This window comes from Kitasatospora sp. NPDC085895 (assembly GCF_040702125.1).
GTDB lineage: Bacteria > Actinomycetota > Actinomycetes > Streptomycetales > Streptomycetaceae > Kitasatospora > Kitasatospora arboriphila.
In genome coordinates this window covers 14,734-32,388 of the sequence record NZ_JBFBJY010000075.1, presented here as the reverse complement: position 1 = coordinate 32,388, position 17,655 = coordinate 14,734, and the positions used below count along the sequence as shown (strand labels likewise).

12 protein-coding genes and 2 pseudogenes are annotated in these 17,655 nt (G+C 70.6%); 9 read left to right on the top strand and 5 right to left on the bottom strand.

The window, feature by feature from the left end:
* Positions 1–127 precede the first annotated feature (127 nt).
* The 5 genes from AB0442_RS32915 to AB0442_RS32895 all read right to left on the bottom strand — a co-directional run bounded on the left by AB0442_RS32915 (position 128) and on the right by AB0442_RS32895 (position 4,664).
* Entirely contained in the window at positions 128–1,672 is a 1,545-nt protein-coding gene (locus AB0442_RS32915; protein WP_366167290.1) for a Na+/H+ antiporter, read from the bottom strand.
* 97 nt (positions 1,673–1,769) lie between these two features.
* Positions 1,770–2,261, bottom strand: a complete 492-nt coding sequence (locus tag AB0442_RS32910) for a hypothetical protein (protein WP_366167289.1) — start codon at positions 2,259–2,261, stop codon at positions 1,770–1,772.
* 465 nt (positions 2,262–2,726) lie between these two features.
* Entirely contained in the window at positions 2,727–3,557 is an 831-nt protein-coding gene (locus tag AB0442_RS32905) for a transposase family protein (protein ID WP_366167288.1), read from the bottom strand.
* A gap of 59 nt (positions 3,558–3,616) precedes the next feature.
* Positions 3,617–3,931, bottom strand: a complete 315-nt coding sequence (locus AB0442_RS32900) for a hypothetical protein (protein WP_366167286.1) — start codon at positions 3,929–3,931, stop codon at positions 3,617–3,619.
* Between the two features lie 67 nt (positions 3,932–3,998).
* The gene (locus AB0442_RS32895) at positions 3,999–4,664 is read right to left on the bottom strand and encodes a TetR/AcrR family transcriptional regulator (protein ID WP_366167285.1); all 666 of its coding nucleotides are present in this window, start codon (positions 4,662–4,664) and stop codon (positions 3,999–4,001) included.
* Positions 4,665–4,772: 108 nt separating this feature from the next.
* On the opposite strand from AB0442_RS32895, the gene AB0442_RS32890 reads away from it, so the two are divergent.
* From AB0442_RS32890 to AB0442_RS32850, 9 genes and pseudogenes are all read left to right on the top strand, one after another.
* Positions 4,773–5,684 carry an SDR family NAD(P)-dependent oxidoreductase gene (locus tag AB0442_RS32890; RefSeq protein ID WP_366167284.1) on the top strand — a complete coding sequence of 304 codons (912 nt, stop codon included), beginning with the start codon at positions 4,773–4,775 and terminating at the stop codon, positions 5,682–5,684.
* 327 nt (positions 5,685–6,011) lie between these two features.
* Positions 6,012–7,054: pseudogene (locus tag AB0442_RS32885) on the top strand (amino acid permease); the annotation flags it as partial.
* A gap of 244 nt (positions 7,055–7,298) precedes the next feature.
* Entirely contained in the window at positions 7,299–9,284 is a 1,986-nt protein-coding gene (locus AB0442_RS32880; RefSeq protein WP_366167297.1) for an APC family permease, read from the top strand.
* Between the two features lie 333 nt (positions 9,285–9,617).
* Positions 9,618–9,707: a K(+)-transporting ATPase subunit F gene (gene kdpF, locus AB0442_RS32875; RefSeq protein ID WP_097237446.1), complete on the top strand. Its 90-nt coding sequence runs from the start codon at positions 9,618–9,620 to the stop codon at positions 9,705–9,707.
* A gap of 2 nt (positions 9,708–9,709) precedes the next feature.
* Positions 9,710–11,371 (top strand): potassium-transporting ATPase subunit KdpA, encoded by a 1,662-nt coding sequence (gene kdpA, locus AB0442_RS32870; protein WP_366167283.1) that lies wholly within the window; start codon positions 9,710–9,712, stop codon positions 11,369–11,371.
* Entirely contained in the window at positions 11,371–13,470 is a 2,100-nt protein-coding gene (gene kdpB / locus AB0442_RS32865) for a potassium-transporting ATPase subunit KdpB (protein ID WP_366167282.1), read from the top strand. The genes kdpA and kdpB overlap by 1 nt, the downstream gene beginning before the upstream one ends.
* 12 nt (positions 13,471–13,482) lie before the next feature.
* Positions 13,483–14,118, top strand: a complete 636-nt coding sequence (locus AB0442_RS32860) for a potassium-transporting ATPase subunit C (protein WP_366167281.1) — start codon at positions 13,483–13,485, stop codon at positions 14,116–14,118.
* Positions 14,119–14,293: 175 nt separating this feature from the next.
* Positions 14,294–16,843: an ATP-binding protein gene (locus AB0442_RS32855; protein ID WP_366167280.1), complete on the top strand. Its 2,550-nt coding sequence runs from the start codon at positions 14,294–14,296 to the stop codon at positions 16,841–16,843.
* Positions 16,840–17,321 (top strand): annotated as a pseudogene (locus AB0442_RS32850) (winged helix-turn-helix domain-containing protein). Before AB0442_RS32855 ends, AB0442_RS32850 begins: the two are co-directional and overlap by 4 nt.
* The last annotated feature ends 334 nt before the right edge of the window (positions 17,322–17,655 follow it).

Below are 17,655 nucleotides of genomic sequence, written 5' to 3'. Positions count from 1 at the left end.
CGGGGCCGTTGTCGGCCATGGGTCCTCCTCCGCGCGGGCCCTCTGCTGCAGGGCTGGTGCACCGGGGCGGACGATACCGATCCCACGGACGGGCTGCAGGGGGGGACCGTGCCGCCCGCGCCGGCCGTCAGGCGGTGCCGAGGCCGGTCTCCTCGAGGTCGAGGTCGCGCTGCAGGGTGCGCCGAGTGGTGTCGCTGATCCGGTGGTCGTCGTAGAGACGGCGCAGCTCGTCGCCCTGGACGGCGATGACCTCACGGCGCAGTTCGCGATAGACCACCAGCGCGGGTGTTCCGGTGGCCGGTTCGTCGTGGGGTTCGAGCCTGGCCTCCAGGCCTCGGCGGACGCGGTCGACGACGTGCCCGGGGATGGTCTCCAGGTCGGCGAGCTGGTCGAGGTGGGTGAGGCCCGCCCGGGTGAGTGCGCCACGGGCGTCCTCTTCCTCGCGGGCGGTGTGTTCCGGTTCGAGCGCCAGCCCGGAGCGGTTGACGACGGGTGCCAGGCTCAGCCCCTGGACGACGAGGGTGAAGACCACGACGGCGGTGGTGAGAACGAGCACCAGGGCCCGCCCGGGCAGCTGGGTGCCGTTCTCGGCGGCGAGCGGGATCGACAGCGCGGCGGCGAGCGGCATCACCCCGCGGGTGCCGGCCCAACTGACCACGGCGGCGATCCGCCAAGAGGGTCGTCCGCGGCTCGGCCCGACCGCTGCGGAGAGGGGGAGCATCCAGAAGACGCGCAGTGCGATCAGCACGGTGGCGATGGCGAGGGCCTGCAGCGGCCACATTCCGCTTCCGCCGGGGAGTTCCCGGACCAGCGTGGGCAGCTCCAGGCCGACGATGCTGAAGACCACGCTCTCCAGCAGGAAGACCACGACCGCGTAGACGGCGTGCAGCTGGAGCCGGATCCGGGCGTCGGTCAGGCGGTGCCCGGAGCGGCCCAGCAGCACGCCGGCGACGACCACGGCGGTGACGCCGGAGGTGTGGGCGGACTCGGCGAGCACGTAGGCGCCGTACGGGGTGACCAGGGCGATGACCGTCTCCAGCACCGGGTCGGTGGTGCGGCGGCGGATCAGGGTGACTCCGCCGGCGACGGCGGCGCCGATCGCGCTGCCTCCACCGGCCAGCAGGACGAACTGCCCGCCCGCCGCCTGCCAGCTGACCGCGCCGGTGGCGACGGCGACGGTGACGGCGACCCGGAACAGCACCAGCGAGGTGGCGTCGTTGAACAGGCTCTCCGCCTGGACCAGGACCTGCACCCGGCCGGGCAGGGCGAGCCTCCGACCGAGTGCGGTCACCGCGACCGGATCGGTGCTGGCCAGGACCGCGCCGAGAACGAATGCCATCGCGGCCGGCAACGGGGTCAGGGCGGCGGCGAGTGCGCCGACGAGGGCGGCGGAGGCGAGGACGAGGCCGAAGGCGAGGATCGTGACCGGCCGCCACACCGAGCGCAGATCGCGCAGGGACAGTTCCTCGGCGGAGGCGTAGAGCAGCGGGGGCAGGACGACCAGGCCGATGGTCTCGGGGGCGATGTGCAGGGCGGGCGCCCCGGGTATCAGGGCGACCGCGATCCCGGCGAGTACCAGGAGGGAGGGTGCCGGGATGCGCCAGCGGCGGGCGCCGGTGGCCACCGCGGTGGCCAGGACCACGAGAAGAAGGACTGCCCCGACCGCGCGCATCGCCGAAACTCCAGCTCAGTTCGCGAGGGCGCCACGGCGGTCGCCGCGGTCCGTCCCCCGGCCGACCAGACTTCCCGGCACACCGTTGGCGCTCATTTTACCAAGCACATCGATGCGAAAGAATCTCCGATTCGCGGGTCGGTGTCGGCGTGGCCCCGGTGGCAGCGTTCGCGCATGGATGCCGTGCCGTCAGTGATTCGTCAGGACGGCTCGGGCGGACGGCAGGAACGCGGAGGGATGTCCGGAAAGCCGCCGTGCGCGACATGGCGTCGGGCCCACCGAAACCGACTTCGACGGCCCGTCGCCATGCAGTGCGTCCGGCGTCGGTCAGGGCGGCTTTGACGGGTCGGGTGAGACTGTCGAGCGCGGCACCGGCGTGGTCGGCCAGGGTCACGGCGACCAGCCGCGCCTGGCGGGACGGCACGGTTCCGGGGGTGGGTTCGAGCATGAACCGGCCGACGTAGATGCCGTTGCCGAACATCCGCAGTTCGACGCCCTCCTCGGGCAGGCCGAGGGTGTCGGCGTCCCAGGTGCGGCGCCCCACGGTGATGGAGCCGTCGTGCTGCAGGCTCGGCGGGTGGCCGGCCATGAACCACCCGGCGCCGCGTGCCACCGGCGCCGGGTGTCACCTCCGAACCCCCGGGAGCCCCGTCGGGGGTTCGGCCTGCTCCGCCGTCAGAACGGCATCAAGATCACGGGACATGCCGTCAGGACGCCGTAGGGAAGGACTCCGCCGGTCGGGACGTGCCGGACGATCGCACCAGCATCCCCTGTCCGCGGAGGTACCCGATGTCCGGTCCCGTCGATCCGTTGCCCGCCGGAGTCCAGGGGGCGGCCGAACCCCAGCCGCCCGACAGCCGCTCGTACGCCGTCGCCAGGGCACACCTCGGCAGACGCACCGCGCCGACGGCCGCCGCCTCGCTGGTGATCGACTACATCGAAGCTTCGCCGTCTTCGAACGTGCTGGTCGGAGGGGCTGGCGTGCGGGCCCTCCGGGGTGCTCGGGCTGGTTGATCGTAGGAGTCTGGGCTCTTGATCGTCCGTCACGGTGCTGTCAGCGGCCGGCTTCGAGGTTGGTCAGGACGAGTAGGGCGCGCACGAGAGCGGTGGCGCGGGCGGGGTCGGTGCGGAGCTTGGTGAGGATCCGCCATGCCTCGAGGGGGGCGAATCCGTGTTCGACGGGGGCGCGTCCGGCGGCCAGGATCCGGTTGGCCTGCTTTGGGCCGGTGGTGAGCTTGCGAACGCGGGTGGCCTTGTAGCCGGTGACGATGACCTGGTCATCGGGGTTCTCGGGTTTGTCCACACCGAGGAAGCCGAGGTCGGCCAGGGCGCCGAGACCGGCTGCCTTCAGGTGCTCGACGATCTTGTCGCGGCGGGCGGCGGTGGCGTCGTGGGTCCGGCCGGGCCGTGCGGCGGAGATCCAGATCAGGCGGCCCCGCTCGTCGGTCAGGGCGAGGAAGTGCAGGCCGTGACGGCGGTGCTTGCCGGAGTAGTTGGGCCGGTTCGCCTTCCCGGTGCGGCGCTGGGTGGGGATCAAGGTGCCGTCGATCAGCATGACCTCCCCGCCCCGGGCGGCTGTCTTGCGAAGCGCACGGTCCAGGCGCGGGGCCCGCGCGGCGAGCAGGTCGATCATCTCGTCGTGCCAGCGCCGCAGGGTGGACTCTGGCACGCCGTTGCCGCCGGCCAGGTCCAGCAGCCGTTGGTCGTGCCGCAGCATCGCCGGCACCAGTACCGCGATCCGTCTCGCAGGCTGGAACGGGGACCGGATCGCTCTCAGGTGGGATCGCAGCAGGTCGGCGAGGTAGATGATGGTGCTCGTGGACAGGTCCAGGCGGCACCGGTAGACAAGGGAGACGCCCTCGGCGGGCTTGTTGGTGTTCGTCACAGAACGTCAACGGCCGCCGGGGGCACCGCGGTTACGCCCCCGGTCCGCGGCGCCACAGGTCACTGGCGCGTAGTGAAGCGGCCGTCAGGCAGCTTACGCAGCCAGCCCCGCCCGGCGAGCTTGGACAGCTTCCCGCGCAGCGGCTCCAGCTTGCCCCGCACCACCACCTCCAGCCCCGGCTTCTCGCCGACCACCTTGACCGCCACCGGCCCGCCCTCGCCCCGCACGATCGCGAGGATCCTCTGGTGGTCAGGCGGCAGCGCGTCCTCACCGACGCCGGGCCCGCGGTGCGGGACCAGCAGCACCGCGCGGCCGGCCACCTGCACCGCAGCCGGGGACGCCGCGTCCTGTTCCGCGGCGAGTTGCTCGGGCACCCCGGCCTCCGCCGTCCGAGCGCTCGAGAAGTGCAGAGGATTTTTGCCTGTTCCGGTGCAACACGGGTCAGCGGCGGGGTAGCACGCCCAGGAGGGTTGCGGTCAGGGCCAGCTTCAAGTAGTCCTTCAGCTCCAAGTGGAAGCGGGCCAGGTCGGGCTCGGCCTGGTAGGCCGCCTGCAGGCTGGGTGGGGGTGTGCTGTACGCCGGCAGCGCGCCGGCCGTGAGCATGGTTTGCAGGCTGAACAGTGTTGCGTTCTCGCCCAGCTCCGGCAGGTACTTCTGGATCAGGGCGGTCATGGTTGTCAGGCGGTCCAGGGAGGCGCGCTTGTAGCGTGCGACGACCTCGACGGAGACGTTGTGTTCCAGGACGCTGCTCTGTGCGCCGAAGAGGTCGCACAGCACCACTCGGCCGGAGAGCGAGCGGCTGAGGATCTCGGCCACTGCTGCCGCTCGCTCGTCCATGGGTAGATTTTCGTCGACGCCGGCGGCCAACTCGCCTGCCAGTTCCGTCAGCCACTCCTGCAGGAGGCGGTCCAGCAGTTCTAGCAGCACCGCCTCACGAGACTCGAAGTAGCGCAGCACGTTCGGCTTCGCCAGTCCTACCCGGCGGCTGAGCTCGTTCAGGGTGACCGCGGCCACGGGCATCTCGGCGAGCATCGCCGAGGTCATGTCGAGGATCGCCCGTCGGCGGATCTCCCGCTGCTCTTCGGTTCGCGCCCGCTGGAACGTCATGATCACCATCCTAACTTAGGTACCTGCGGTACGTTGACAACGTACCGGTAGTACTTTAACGTCCTCGGCACAAGGTACCTGCGGTACGTAACTAGGTGGGAGCCCGGCATGAGTGAAAAGTGGACGACGGCGAATATTCCGGACCAGCGCGGGCGAGTGGCCGTGGTGACCGGGGCCAACACCGGACTGGGGTACGAGACCGCCAAGGCGCTCGCCGAGCACGGGGCGTCCGTGGTGCTCGCCGTGCGCAACGTCGAGAAGGGCGAGCAGGCCGCGGCCCGCATGACCGGCGACGTGACCGTCCAGGCGCTGGACCTGACCTCGCTCGATTCCGTCCGGACCGCGGCGGCGTCGCTGCGGTCCCGGCTCGACCGGATCGACCTGCTGATCAACAACGCCGGCGTGATGTACACCCCGAAGCAGACCACCCGGGACGGCTTCGAGATGCAGTTCGGCACGAACCACCTCGGCCACTTCGCGCTCACCGGGCTGCTGCTGGATCTGATGCTGCCGGTGCCCGGTTCGCGCGTGGTGACGGTCAGCAGCACCGGCCACCGCATCCGGGCCGCGATCCACTTCGACGACCTGCAAGGGGAGCGGTCGTACAGCCGGGCCGCCGCCTATGGTCAGTCCAAGCTGGCCAACCTCATGTTCACCTACGAACTGCAACGCCGGCTCGCCGCGCACGGCACCACCGTCGCGGTGGCCGCCCACCCCGGCCTTTCCAGCACCGAGCTCGCCCGCAACAGCCCCGCGGCCCTCCGGCTCCCGCTCACCTGGCTCGCGCCGCTGATCACTCAGACGCCGGCGATGGGCGCGCTGCCGACCCTGCGCGCCGCCACCGACCCCGCCGCGCTCGGCGGTCAGTACTACGGCCCCGGCGGACGCAACGAGGTCAAGGGTCACCCCCGGCCGGTCACCTCCAGCCTGCAGTCGTACGAGGCAGCCGTCCAGAAGCGGCTGTGGGCCGTCTCCGAAGACCTCACCGGGGTGCAGTTCCCCATCGCTGACTCCAAGTAGAGCCCGTTTCCCTCCGGATCGGCCACCACCATGTAGCCCGCGCTGCTAGCAGGTGCCGACCCGCCGCGGCGCAAGCGGGTGACGCCAGACCGATGAGGCGCCGCGCTCCGCTTCGAGGGCGACTATCCGCTCACCAAGCTCCGCACCGACCCCGCCCGCGCCACCGCTCTCGTGGGCGCCCTACTCGTCCTGACCAACCTCGAGCCGGCCGCTGACAGCACCGTGACGGACGATCAAGAGCCCAGACTCCTACGATCCACCAGCCCGAGCACCCCGGAGGGCCCGCACGCCAGCCCCTCCGACCGGCACGTTCGAAGACGGCGAAGCTTCATCCTGAACGTCGCGGTCTCGGTGACCGCCGGAGTGGCTGCGCTGACCTCCGCGTTCCCGGCGCTGTATGCGGACCGGGTCTGGCTCTGTCTCGGTGAGCTGGCTCTCGTCACGGCGGTCAACCTGCGGGGCATCGCCGAATCCGCGCGCTCGCCAACGCGGTGCCGTCCTTCCGGACACCCGGCGTCAAGCGGGCGCAGCGCACCGAGGTGGCGCTCGGCGCGCTGCCGGGCGTGATGCTGATCGGCCTGGCCGTGCTGATCGGCCACTTCCACCTGCAGCCGGCCGAGGGCGTGACGGTGCTGGCCCAGCTCGCGGACGCCTCGCTCGGCCACGGCTTCGGCTTCCACCTGGTCCAGTTCGCCACCGTCGTCCTGCTGGCCCTGGCCGCCAACACCTCCTTCGGCGGCCTGCCGGTGCTGATGCACCTGCTGGCCCGCGACAACCACCTGCCGCACGTCTTCGCGCTGCGCGCCGACCACCAGGTCCACCGGCACGGCGTGCTCTTCCTGGCCCTCGTCTCGGCCGCCCTGTTGGTCGCCTCCGGCGGCGACGTGAACAGCCTGGTGCCGCTCTTCGCGATCGGTGTGTTCGTCGGCTTCACCATCTGCCAGGTCGGCATGGTCCGGCACCGGCGGCAGCAGCGCGGCCCCGGCTGGCACGGCAAGGCGCTGCTGAACGGCTTCGGCGCCCTGTTCACCGGCATCGCGACCCTGGTCGTCACCGTCGTCCATGCCGCACCGGACGCCGAGGACCGGCAGGCGGCCGAGGCCCTGCGCCGCGACCGGGAACTGTGGCGACCCGGCGTCCCCCTGGTCGAGATCACGGACGGCCGCCGGCGCCTCGGCCGGCCCATCGCCGACCACGTCAATGCCCTGATCGTCGAACGCGCGCATGACCGGATCACCGTCCTGATCCCCGAGGTCGAACCCGCCCGGCTGTGGCAGCGCGCCCTGCAGAACCAGCGCGGCGCCGTCATCGACCGCGCCCTGCGCCGCCACACCGACACCGTCGTCCGCCGCCTCCGCCTGCGTACGTGAGGTGCCCGGTATGCCCCTTATCGCGTTTTCCGTATGCGGATATTGACGATCCCTTAACGGTGCTCTTACCGCACTCGAAACGGCGCCAAATGAAACCTTCTACCCCTCCCACCTGCGGAAATGTTGAGTAGATGGAGCAATGGAGGGGGCCGTACGACAACATTGCAGCCGTGTGCGCAAGTCATACGCTCGATTTGTGTTCAACCTGCCCCAGGCGCTGAAGCGTCTCGTGATCGGCCGGGCGATGCGCAGCGAGGAGCTCGGCGAGACGCTGCTGCCCAAGCGACTGGCGCTGCCGATCTTCGCCTCCGACCCGCTGTCCTCCGTCGCCTACGCCACCGGCGAGATCCTGCTCGTCCTCACGGTCGGCGGTACCGCCTTCCTCCACCTGACGCCGTGGGTCGCCGCGGCGGTCGTCGTGCTGATGGCCGTCGTGGTGATGTCCTACCGCCAGGTCGTGCACGCCTACCCGAGCGGCGGCGGCTCCTACGAGGTGGTGTCGAAGAACCTCGGGGCGAGCGCCGGCCTGGTGGTCGCGGCGTCGCTGCTGGTCGACTACGTGATGACCGTTGCCGTGTCGGTGGCCTCCGGCGTGGACAACATCATCTCCGCCTTCCCCGGCCTGGCGGACTATCGGGTCGGCTTCGCGCTCGGCTTCGTCGTCCTGCTCACGGCGATGAACCTGCGGGGCGTCCGCGAGTCCGGGCGGGCGTTCGCCGCACCGACCTACCTGTTCATCGCCGCGATCCTGCTGATGATCGTCACCGGCATGATCCGGGTGGTGTTCGGCGAGACCCCGGTGGCCGAGAGCGCGGCGTACGGCATCGAACCGGAGCCGGGCAAGGCGAACCTGGCCGGCCTGGCGCTGCTGCTCCTCGCGCTGCGGGCGTTCGCCTCCGGCTGTACGGCGCTGACCGGTGTGGAGGCGATCTCCAACGGGGTGCCGGCCTTCCGCAGACCGAAGTCGAAGAACGCCGCCACCACCATGGCGGCGATGGGCCTGACCGCGGTCGTGATGTTCGTGGGCGTCACCTGGCTCGCCATGATCGCCAAGGTCCACTACGTGGACGACCCCTGCCGGCTGACCGGCGTCTCCGGTGACTGCGCGAACTACACCCAGCCCACCGTGATCGCCCAGCTCGCCGCCTCCGTCTTCGGCGGCAGCGACAGCACCCTGTTCTACGTGGTCCAGGCCGCCACCGCGCTCGTGCTGATCCTCGCGGCCAACACCGCGTTCAACGGCTTCCCGCTGCTGGCGTCGATCCTCGCCCAGCACCGCTACCTGCCCCGGCAGCTGCACACCCGCGGCGACCGCCTCGCGTACTCCAACGGCATCATCGCCCTGGCGGTGGTGGCCGGCGCCCTGCTGTGGTTCTACCAGGCGAACGTCACCAGCCTGATCCACCTGTACATCCTCGGCGTGTTCACCTCCTTCACCCTCTCCCAGTTCGGCATGGTCCGGCACTGGAACGACGTGCTGCGCACCGGGACCGACCCGGCGGTGCGCTCCTCGGCCCGGCGCTCCCGGATGATCAACGCCTTCGGCGGCGTGTTCACCGCCCTGGTGCTGGTGATCGTGCTGGCCACCAAGTTCACCCAGGGGGCGTGGCTCGCGGTCCTGGCCGCCGCGGTGCTGTGGCTGATGATGCGCGGCATCCGCCGCCACTACGACGCCGTGTCCGACGAACTGGCCGTCGAGGACGCCCGCGCCGAGTCGGTGCAGCCGGCCAGGGTGCACGGGGTCGTGCTGGTCTCCAAGCTGCACAAGGCCACCCTGCGGGCCCTCGGCTACGCCCAGGCGTTCCGGCCGGACAGTCTGGAGGCCCTGACGGTGGCGGTGGAGAAGGACGCCACCGAGGAGCTCGGCTCACAGTGGAGCGCCTACGACGTGCAGGTGCCGCTGAAGGTGCTCGACTCCCCGTACCGGGAGATCACCAAGCCGGTCGTCCAGTACGTCCGCGACTACCGGCGCACCCACCCCAGCGAGGCCATCGCGGTGTTCATCCCGGAGTACGTGGTCGGGCACTGGTGGGAGCACCTGCTGCACAACCAGTCGGCGCTGTGGCTCAAGTCCCGGCTGCTGTTCACCCCGGGTGTGATGGTGATCAGCGTGCCGTGGCAGCTCTCCTCCGCTCCCCGTGCCGACCGGCCCGCGCGACGGGCGCCGGGGGCGATGCGGCGCGGCGAGCCGGCCCCGGTACGGGACGTCCCCGAACCCGAGAAGCTCTGAGACCGGCGGTGTCCGGGCCCGGCGCAGCCTGGCTGCCCCGGGCCCGGACTCGTTTCGGACGATGTGCGGTCCCGGCCGGGTGACGCCGCCGTCAAGGCGGTGTCAATAATTCCGGCTCACCCGTATGGAGGGTGTCAGGGACCGCGGAAGGCGCAGGACCAGCTGATTTGCTGCTCTCGCCGGCCCGCCGCCGGTGCCGTGAGCAGGTTTTCCAGGGCCCGCGGCCACGTCCCCTGACCAGTTGGTGGAAGTCATGCCGGATCTCGTCTTCGTCGGTGTCACGGTCGCCGTGTTCGCCGTCATCGCCCTGATAGCGAAGGGGGTCGAGAAGCTGTGAGCGCCGAGAACATCGCAGGTCTCATCGTCGCCGTCGCGCTCGTCGGCTACCTCGTCGTCGCGCTGATCTACCCGGAGAAGTTCTGACCATGAGCTCCACTCTTGCCGGCTGGCTGCAGGCCCTGGCCCTGGTGGGTGCCCTGGCCCTGTGCTACCGCTCCCTCGGCGACTACATCGCCAAGCTGCTGACCACGGCCAAGCACCTGAGAATCGAGCGCGGCCTCTACAAGGTCGTGGGCGTCGACGGTGACGCCGACCAGCGGTGGCCGGTGTACCTGCGCTCGGTGCTGGCCTTCTCCGCCCTGTCGATCGTCTTCCTGTACGGCCTGATTCGTCTCCAGACGCACCTGCTGCTGAGCCTGGGCGTGCCGGAGATGGAGGCGCACCAGGCGTGGAACACCGCGGTGTCGTTCACCACCAACACCAACTGGCAGTCCTACAGCGGCGAGTCCGCGATGGGGCACCTGGTGCAGATGGCGGGCCTGGCGGTGCAGAACTTCGTCTCCGCCGCGGTCGGCATCGCGATCGTCGCCGCCCTGATCCGGGGCTTCACCCGCAACCGCACCGACCGGGTCGGCAACTTCTGGGTCGACCTGACCCGCATCGTGCTGCGCCTGCTGCTGCCGCTGTCGATCGTCTTCGCCCTCGTCCTGGTGGCGAACGGCGTGGTGCAGAACTTCCACGGCTTCCACGACGTCGCGACCCTGGGCGGCGGCACCCAGTCGATCCCCGGCGGCCCGGTGGCCTCGCAGGAGGTCATCAAGGAGCTGGGCACCAACGGCGGTGGCTTCTTCAACGCCAACTCGGCGCACCCCTTCGAGAACCCGAACGGCTTCACCAACTGGCTGGAGATCTTCCTGCTGCTGGTGATCTCGTTCTCGCTGCCCCGCACCTTCGGCCGGATGGTCGGCGACCACCGTCAGGGCTACGCGATCGTCGCCGTGATGGCGCTGTTCTGGGTCGCCTCCGCCGCACTGATCACCTTCGCCGAGTCCCAGCACGCGGGCACCGCGATGCAGGCCGCGGGCGGGGCGATGGAGGGCAAGGAGCAGCGGTTCGGCATAGCGGCCAGCTCGCTCTTCGCGGCGTCCACGACGCTGACCTCGACCGGTGCGGTGAACTCCTTCCACGACTCGTTCACGCCGTTCGGCGGCGGGTTGACGGTCTTCAACATGATGCTCGGCGAGATCGCGCCCGGCGGCACCGGCTCCGGCCTGTACGGCATGCTGGTCCTGGCGATCGTCGCCGTGTTCGTGGCCGGCCTGATGGTCGGCCGCACCCCGGAGTACCTGGGCAAGAAGCTCGGCGGCCGGGAGATGAAGTTCGCCTCCCTCTACATCCTCACCACCCCCGCGATCGTGCCGATCGGCACCGGTGTCGCGATGGCGCTGCCCGGTGAGCGCGCGGGCATGCTCAACAGCGGCCCGCACGGCTTCTCCGAGGTGCTGTACGCCTTCACCTCCGCCGCGAACAACAACGGCTCCGCGTTCGCCGGCATCACCGTGAACACCGCGTGGTACGACACCGCGCTCGGCCTGGCGATGGCCTTCGGCCGGTTCCTGCCGATGGTCTTCGTACTGGCGCTGGCGGGCTCGCTCGCGCAGCAGCAGCCGGTACCGGCGAGCGCGGGCACCCTGCCCACCCACAAGCCGCTGTTCGTCGGCCTGCTCTCCGGTGTCGTGCTGATCGTCGTCGGCCTCACCTACTTCCCGGCCCTGGCCCTCGGCCCGATCGCAGAAGGTCTCCACTGATGTCCACCACGCTCACCCCCGCCCCCGCACCGGTCGAGAACGGCGAGGCGCCGCACAGAGTCCGGGGCGGCCTGCTCGACCCGAAGCTGATCGTCTCCTCGCTCCCCGACGCGGTGAAGAAGCTCGACCCGCGGGTGATGGTCAAGAACCCCGTCATGTTCGTGGTCGAGGTCGGCTCGGTCGTCACCACGGTCGCCGCGGTCGCCGATCCGTCCGTGTTCGCCTGGGCGATCACCGCCTGGCTGTGGCTGACCGTCGTCTTCGCCAACCTGGCCGAGGCCGTCGCCGAGGGCCGCGGCAAGGCCCAGGCCGACACCCTGCGCAGGACCAAGACCGAGAGCGTCGCCCGCCGGCTCGTCAACTGGCCGGCCACGAACGCCGAGGAGGAGGTGCCGGGCACCACCCTGCGGCTCGGCGACCACGTCGTCGTGGAGGCCGGTCAGATCATTCCGGGTGACGGCGATGTCGTCGAGGGCGTCGCGAGCGTCGACGAGTCGGCGATCACCGGTGAGTCCGCGCCGGTGATCCGCGAGTCCGGCGGCGACCGCTCCGCGGTCACGGGCGGCACCAAGGTGCTGTCCGACCGGATCGTGGTGAAGATCGCCTCCGAGCCCGGCAAGTCCTTCATCGACCGGATGATCGCCCTGGTCGAGGGCGCCGCCCGGCAGAAGACCCCGAACGAGATCGCCCTCAACATCCTGCTGGCCTCGCTCACGATCGTGTTCCTGATCGCGGTGGTCACCCTGCAGCCGATGGCCTCCTACGCGGGAGCGCCGCAGTCGATGGTCGTGCTGGTCGCGCTGATCGTCGCCCTGATCCCGACGACGATCGGCGCGCTGCTCTCGGCGATCGGCATCGCGGGCATGGACCGGCTGGTGCAGCGCAACGTGCTGGCGATGTCCGGTCGGGCGGTGGAGGCCGCGGGCGACGTCAACACCCTGCTGCTGGACAAGACCGGCACCATCACCCTCGGCAACCGGCAGGCCGCCGAATTCCTCCCCGCCGCCGGCGTGGAGACCGGTGAACTCGCCGACGCCGCCCAGCTCTCCTCGCTCGCCGACGAGACCCCCGAGGGCCGCTCGATCGTCGTCCTCGCCAAGACCGAGTACGGCCTGCGGGCCCGCGCGCAGGGCGAGCTGGCGCACGCCACCTGGGTTCCGTTCACCGCCCAGACCCGCATGTCGGGCGTCGACGTGGACGGCAAGCAGGTCCGCAAGGGGGCATCCGGCTCGGTCGCCACCTGGGTGATCGAGAACGGCGGCAGCGTCGGCTCGGACGTGGCGCAGCTGGTGGACGGCATCTCCGCCGCCGGCGGAACGCCGCTCGTCGTCGCCGAGAAGGACGGCGCGAAGGCACCGCGCGTCCTCGGCGTGATCCACCTGAAGGACGTGGTGAAGGAAGGCATGCGGGAACGCTTCGAGGAACTGCGCCGCATGGGCATCCGCACCGTCATGATCACGGGTGACAACCCGCTGACCGCCAAGGCGATCGCCGAGGAGGCAGGCGTGGACGACTTCCTCGCGGAGGCGACTCCCGAGGACAAGATGGCGCTGATCAAGAAGGAGCAGGCCGGCGGCAAGCTGGTCGCGATGACCGGCGACGGCACCAACGACGCCCCGGCTCTGGCCCAGGCGGACGTCGGCGTGGCGATGAACACCGGCACCATGGCGGCCAAGGAGGCCGGGAACATGGTCGACCTGGACTCCAACCCCACCAAGCTGATCGAGATCGTCGAGATCGGCAAGCAGTTGCTGATCACCCGCGGTGCGCTGACCACCTTCTCGATCGCCAACGACGTGGCGAAGTACTTCGCGATCATCCCGGCGATGTTCGCGGGCGTGTACCCGGGCCTGCGCCACCTCAACATCATGGGCCTGCACAGCCCGCAGTCCGCGATCACCTCGGCGATCGTCTTCAACGCCCTGGTCATCATCGGCCTGATCCCGCTCGCCCTGCGCGGCGTCAAGTACCGCCCCTCCAACGCCGGCTCGCTGCTGGCCCGGAACCTCGGGGTCTACGGCCTCGGCGGCCTGATCGTCCCCTTCGTCGGAATCAAGGCGATCGACCTGGTCGTCCAGTTCATCCCCGGCCTGAGCTGAGAGAACGAGAAAATGCCCACCATCGTGCGCACCCACCTCACCGCGCTGCGGATGCTGCTGGTGATGACCGTCATCCTCGGCCTCGCCTATCCGCTGCTGGTCACCGGCATCGCCCAGGTCGCCTTCGCGGGCAAGGCCGACGGCTCGATCGTGAAGTCCGACGGCAAGGAGATCGGGTCCAGCCTGCTCGGCCAGACCTACGACCTGCCGAAGAAGGCTCCTTCCGATTCGACAACGGTCAACGACCCGAACGGGCAGGCCCAACCGGACCCGAAGTGGTTCCAGCCCCGACCCTCGGCCTACGCCCACGACCCGAAGAGCTCCGGCGCCTCCAACCTCGGCCCGAACAGCGAGGACCTGCTGAAGGCCGTCCAGGACCGCCGTGCCGCGATCGCCGCCTTCGACGGCGTCGACCCGGCGAGCGTCCCGGTGGACGCGGTCACCGCCTCCGGCTCCGGCCTCGACCCGCACATCTCCGTCGCCTACGCGAAGGAGCAGGTCAACCGCGTCGCCAAGGCCCGCAACGTGCCTACCGAGCAGCTGAACCAGCTGATCGACGAGTACACCGAAGGCCGCTCGCTCGGCTTCCTCGGCCAGGCCGGCGTCAACGTCGTCCTGCTGAACGAGGCACTGAGCGAGACCAAGTGACCGTGCAGCAGCGGTCCGAATGACCGAGCCGACCCGGGCGCGGGGGACGACCTCCCCGCACCCGGGTCGGTCACCCATGTGTCGCGTCCGTTGAGCGGAGCAGGATGACCCGCTCGGGACTGCGGCGAGAGCCACATCGTTTCCGGCCGCCCTTCGTCGAGAAAGAGCAGCGTTCATGTCCCGTGACCTCACCCCCGGCACCGCCGTCAGCCGCGGGCAGCTGAGGGTCTACCTCGGATCGGCCCCCGGTGTCGGCAAGACCTACCGGATGCTGGACGAGGCCCACAGACGGCGCGACCGCGGCGCGGACGTGGTGGTCGGCTTCATCGAGTGCCACGGCCGACGGCACACCGAGAACATGCTCCAGGGCCTGGACCTGGTGCCCCGGCTGACCCGCAGCTACCGCGGCACCGACTTCCAGGAGATGGACCTGGACGCGATCCTGGACCGCCGGCCGCAGCTCGCCCTGGTCGACGAACTCGCGCACACCAACATCCCCGGCGGCCGCCACGCCAAGCGGTGGCAGGACGTCGAGGAACTGCTCGCCGCCGGAATCGACGTGATCACCACGGTCAACGTCCAGCACCTGGAATCGCTGAACGACGTCGTCCAGAAGATCACCGGAATCCCGCAGCGCGAGACCGTCCCCGACGAGGTCGTCCGCCGCGCCGACCAGATCGAACTGGTCGACATGGCACCCCAGGCCCTGCGCCGCCGCATGGCGCACGGAAACGTCTACAAGGCGGAGAAGGTGGACGCCGCGCTCTCCAACTACTTCCGGGTCGGAAACCTCACCGCACTAAGGGAGTTGGCCCTGCTCTGGGTCGCCGGAAGGGTCGACGAGGGGCTGCGCGACTACCGCGCCACCCACAACATCGACCGCGTCTGGGAGACCCGCGAACGCGTCGTCGTGGCACTGACCGGTGGCCCCGAGGGGGAGACCATCATCCGTCGGGCGGCGAGGATCGCGGACCGTACGGCCGGCGGCGAGCTCCTTGCTGTCCACGTCACCCGGAGTGACGGCCTTTCCGGTGCCTCACCGGGAGCGCTCGCCGAACAGCGGCAGCTGGTCGAGACGCTCGGCGGCAGCTACCACGTGGTCGTCGGCGACGACATCCCCGGCTCGCTGCTCGCCTTCGCCCGCGCCCACGACGCCACCCAGCTGGTCCTCGGCACCAGCCGCCGCGGCCGCCTCAACCGGTTCCTCACCGGCCCCGGCAACGGGCAGACCACCGTCGACCTCTCCGAGGACATCGACGTCCACATGGTCACCCACGAGTTCACCGGGCGCGGCCGCCTGCCCTCCCTCGGCCGGCGACACTCCCGGCGACGGACGGCTGCAGGCTTCTCCGCAGGGCTCCTGCTGCCCGTGCTGCTGACCGTGATCCTCTCTCAGCTGACGGGGTCGCTCAACCTCACCACCGTGGCCCTGATCTTCCAACTCGGTGTGGTGGCCGTCGCATTGCTCGGTGGAGCAACCTCCGCGCTGCTGGCCTCGCTGGTCGCCTCACTGCTGCTCAACTACTACTTCATCCCGCCCGTCCACACGTTCACCATCGCCGAGCCCAACAACGCCATCGCGCTGGTGGTGTTCGCCGCGGTCGCGCTCACCGTCTCCACCGTGGTCGACCGCGCCACCCGGCTCACCGCCCGGGCAGCCAGGGCGACCGCCGAGGCCGAGACCCTCTCCACCCTCGCCGGCAGCGTATTGCGCGGGGCCGACGCCCTGCCCGCCCTGCTGGAGAAGACCCGGACCGCCTTCGCCCTCGACTCCGTCGCCCTCCTTGACCGGCGCAGCGGCGAGACCCTCGGCCGCAGTGACAGCGACGGCGCACCTGCCCCGGACCGCACGGTCACCGAAGTCCCGGTCGGGCCGGAGGCGTTGCTGATCCTCGGCGGGCGCAGGCTGCCCGCCGCCGACCAGCGGGTGCTCACCGCGTTCGCCGCCCACATCGCCGCCGCCCTGGAACGCGACCGGCTCGCCACCGTCGCAGCCGAGATCGAACCGATCAAGGCCGCCGACCGGATGCGCACCGCCCTGCTCGCCGCCGTCAGCCACGACCTGCGCACACCACTGGCCGCCGCGCTCGCCGCCGTCGGCTCGCTGCGCAGTGCCGAGGTGGAGTTCGCCCCCGAGGACCAGGCCGAACTCCTCGACATGGCCGACGAGTCACTCGTCAAACTCACCCGCCTCGTCGACAACCTGCTCGACATGAGCCGCCTCCAAGCCGGCGCGCTCACCCTGCACCTGGAATCCACCCCGCTGGACGAGGTGCTGCGGCGCGCGACGGACTCCCTCGCCCAGCCGGACGCCCCCGTCCAACCGCTGGACCTGGACACCGTGCCACCGGTGCTCGCCGACGTGCCGCTGCTCGAACGGGTGCTGGCCAACGTGATCACCAACGCCCTCAGGTACAACGCCCCGGGCGCACCCGTCCTGGTCGCCGCCAGCCACCACCGCGGACGGGTGGAGGTCCGGGTCGTCGACCGCGGCCCGGGCATTCCCTTCGCGGACCGCGACCGGGTCTTCCTGCCGTTCCAGCGCCTCGGCGACAACGACAACACCACCGGTGTCGGCCTCGGCCTCGCCCTCTCCCGCGGCCTCGCCGAAGCCATGGGCGGCTCCCTGGAGGTCGAGGACACCCCCGGCGGCGGCACCACCATGCTCCTCACCCTGCCCGCATCCCAGGCGGCCGACCCGACGGACGGAGGTGTCGCGGCATGAGCCACATCCTGGTGGTGGACGACGAACCGGCGCTGCTGCGCACGCTGAAGATCAATCTGCACGCCAGGCGATACTCCGTACTGACCGCCGCCACCGGACAGCAGGCTCTCGACGCCGTGGGCCGCGGCAGCCCCGACGCCGTCGTGCTCGACCTGGGCCTGCCCGACTTCGACGGCGTGGACATCATCCGGGGCCTGCGGGCCTCACTCCCGGTGCCGCGAACACCGTCACCGGCCCGGACGGCCCCGTGCGGCTCACCCCCACGGAGTGGCACATCCTCAAGCTGCTGCTCGCGGCACCCGGCCGCCTGGTGCCGGGCAAGGAGATCCTGCGCGAGGTGTGGGGTCCCGAGGCCGAGGACCGCGGAAACTACCTGCGGGTCTACCTCGGCGGCCTGCGCCGCAAGCTCGAACCCGATCCCACCCGCCCCCGCCACCTGATCACCGAACCGGGCATCGGCTACCGGTACCAGCCCTGAACCGGGCGATGCCCGCCCGTTCCCGATCAAGGAGCCGTCAAGATCGGTGCGGACAGCGCCAGGAACGCGTCAGGAAGGCCGGGGGAAGCCCTCACCGGCCCTGGCGTTCTCGGTGACGAACCGGTCCGCTCGGTGGGGGAGCGCACCGGCTTCGAATCCGCCGGCGGCAAAGGCCATGAGGGCCGCCGGCGGCCGGGTGAGGGGACGCGCGGCCATGAGCGAGCGGGGCGAGGCCGGCACGGCAGCCCGAGACCGGCCTCGCGGCCACCATCGCCTGGTACCGCGAGAACCGCGCCTGGTGGGAGCCGCTCAAGACCAAGGCAACCCCGGCGAA

What these genes read in the sequence shown, in the direction of transcription:
- AB0442_RS32915 (WP_366167290.1), bottom strand. Translation starts at nt 1,672, where the DNA reads ATGCGCGCGGTCGGGGCAGTCCTTCTTCTCGTGGTCCTGGCCACCGCG.
- kdpB (WP_366167282.1), top strand. Translation starts at nt 11,371, where the DNA reads ATGTCCACCACGCTCACCCCCGCCCCCGCACCGGTCGAGAACGGCGAG.
- AB0442_RS32890 (WP_366167284.1), top strand. Translation starts at nt 4,773, where the DNA reads ATGAGTGAAAAGTGGACGACGGCGAATATTCCGGACCAGCGCGGGCGA.
- AB0442_RS32880 (WP_366167297.1), top strand. Translation starts at nt 7,299, where the DNA reads ATGCGCAGCGAGGAGCTCGGCGAGACGCTGCTGCCCAAGCGACTGGCG.
- AB0442_RS32855 (WP_366167280.1), top strand. Translation starts at nt 14,294, where the DNA reads ATGTCCCGTGACCTCACCCCCGGCACCGCCGTCAGCCGCGGGCAGCTG.
- kdpA (WP_366167283.1), top strand. Translation starts at nt 9,710, where the DNA reads ATGAGCTCCACTCTTGCCGGCTGGCTGCAGGCCCTGGCCCTGGTGGGT.
- AB0442_RS32910 (WP_366167289.1), bottom strand. Translation starts at nt 2,261, where the DNA reads ATGGCCGGCCACCCGCCGAGCCTGCAGCACGACGGCTCCATCACCGTG.
- AB0442_RS32860 (WP_366167281.1), top strand. Translation starts at nt 13,483, where the DNA reads ATGCCCACCATCGTGCGCACCCACCTCACCGCGCTGCGGATGCTGCTG.
- AB0442_RS32895 (WP_366167285.1), bottom strand. Translation starts at nt 4,664, where the DNA reads ATGACGTTCCAGCGGGCGCGAACCGAAGAGCAGCGGGAGATCCGCCGA.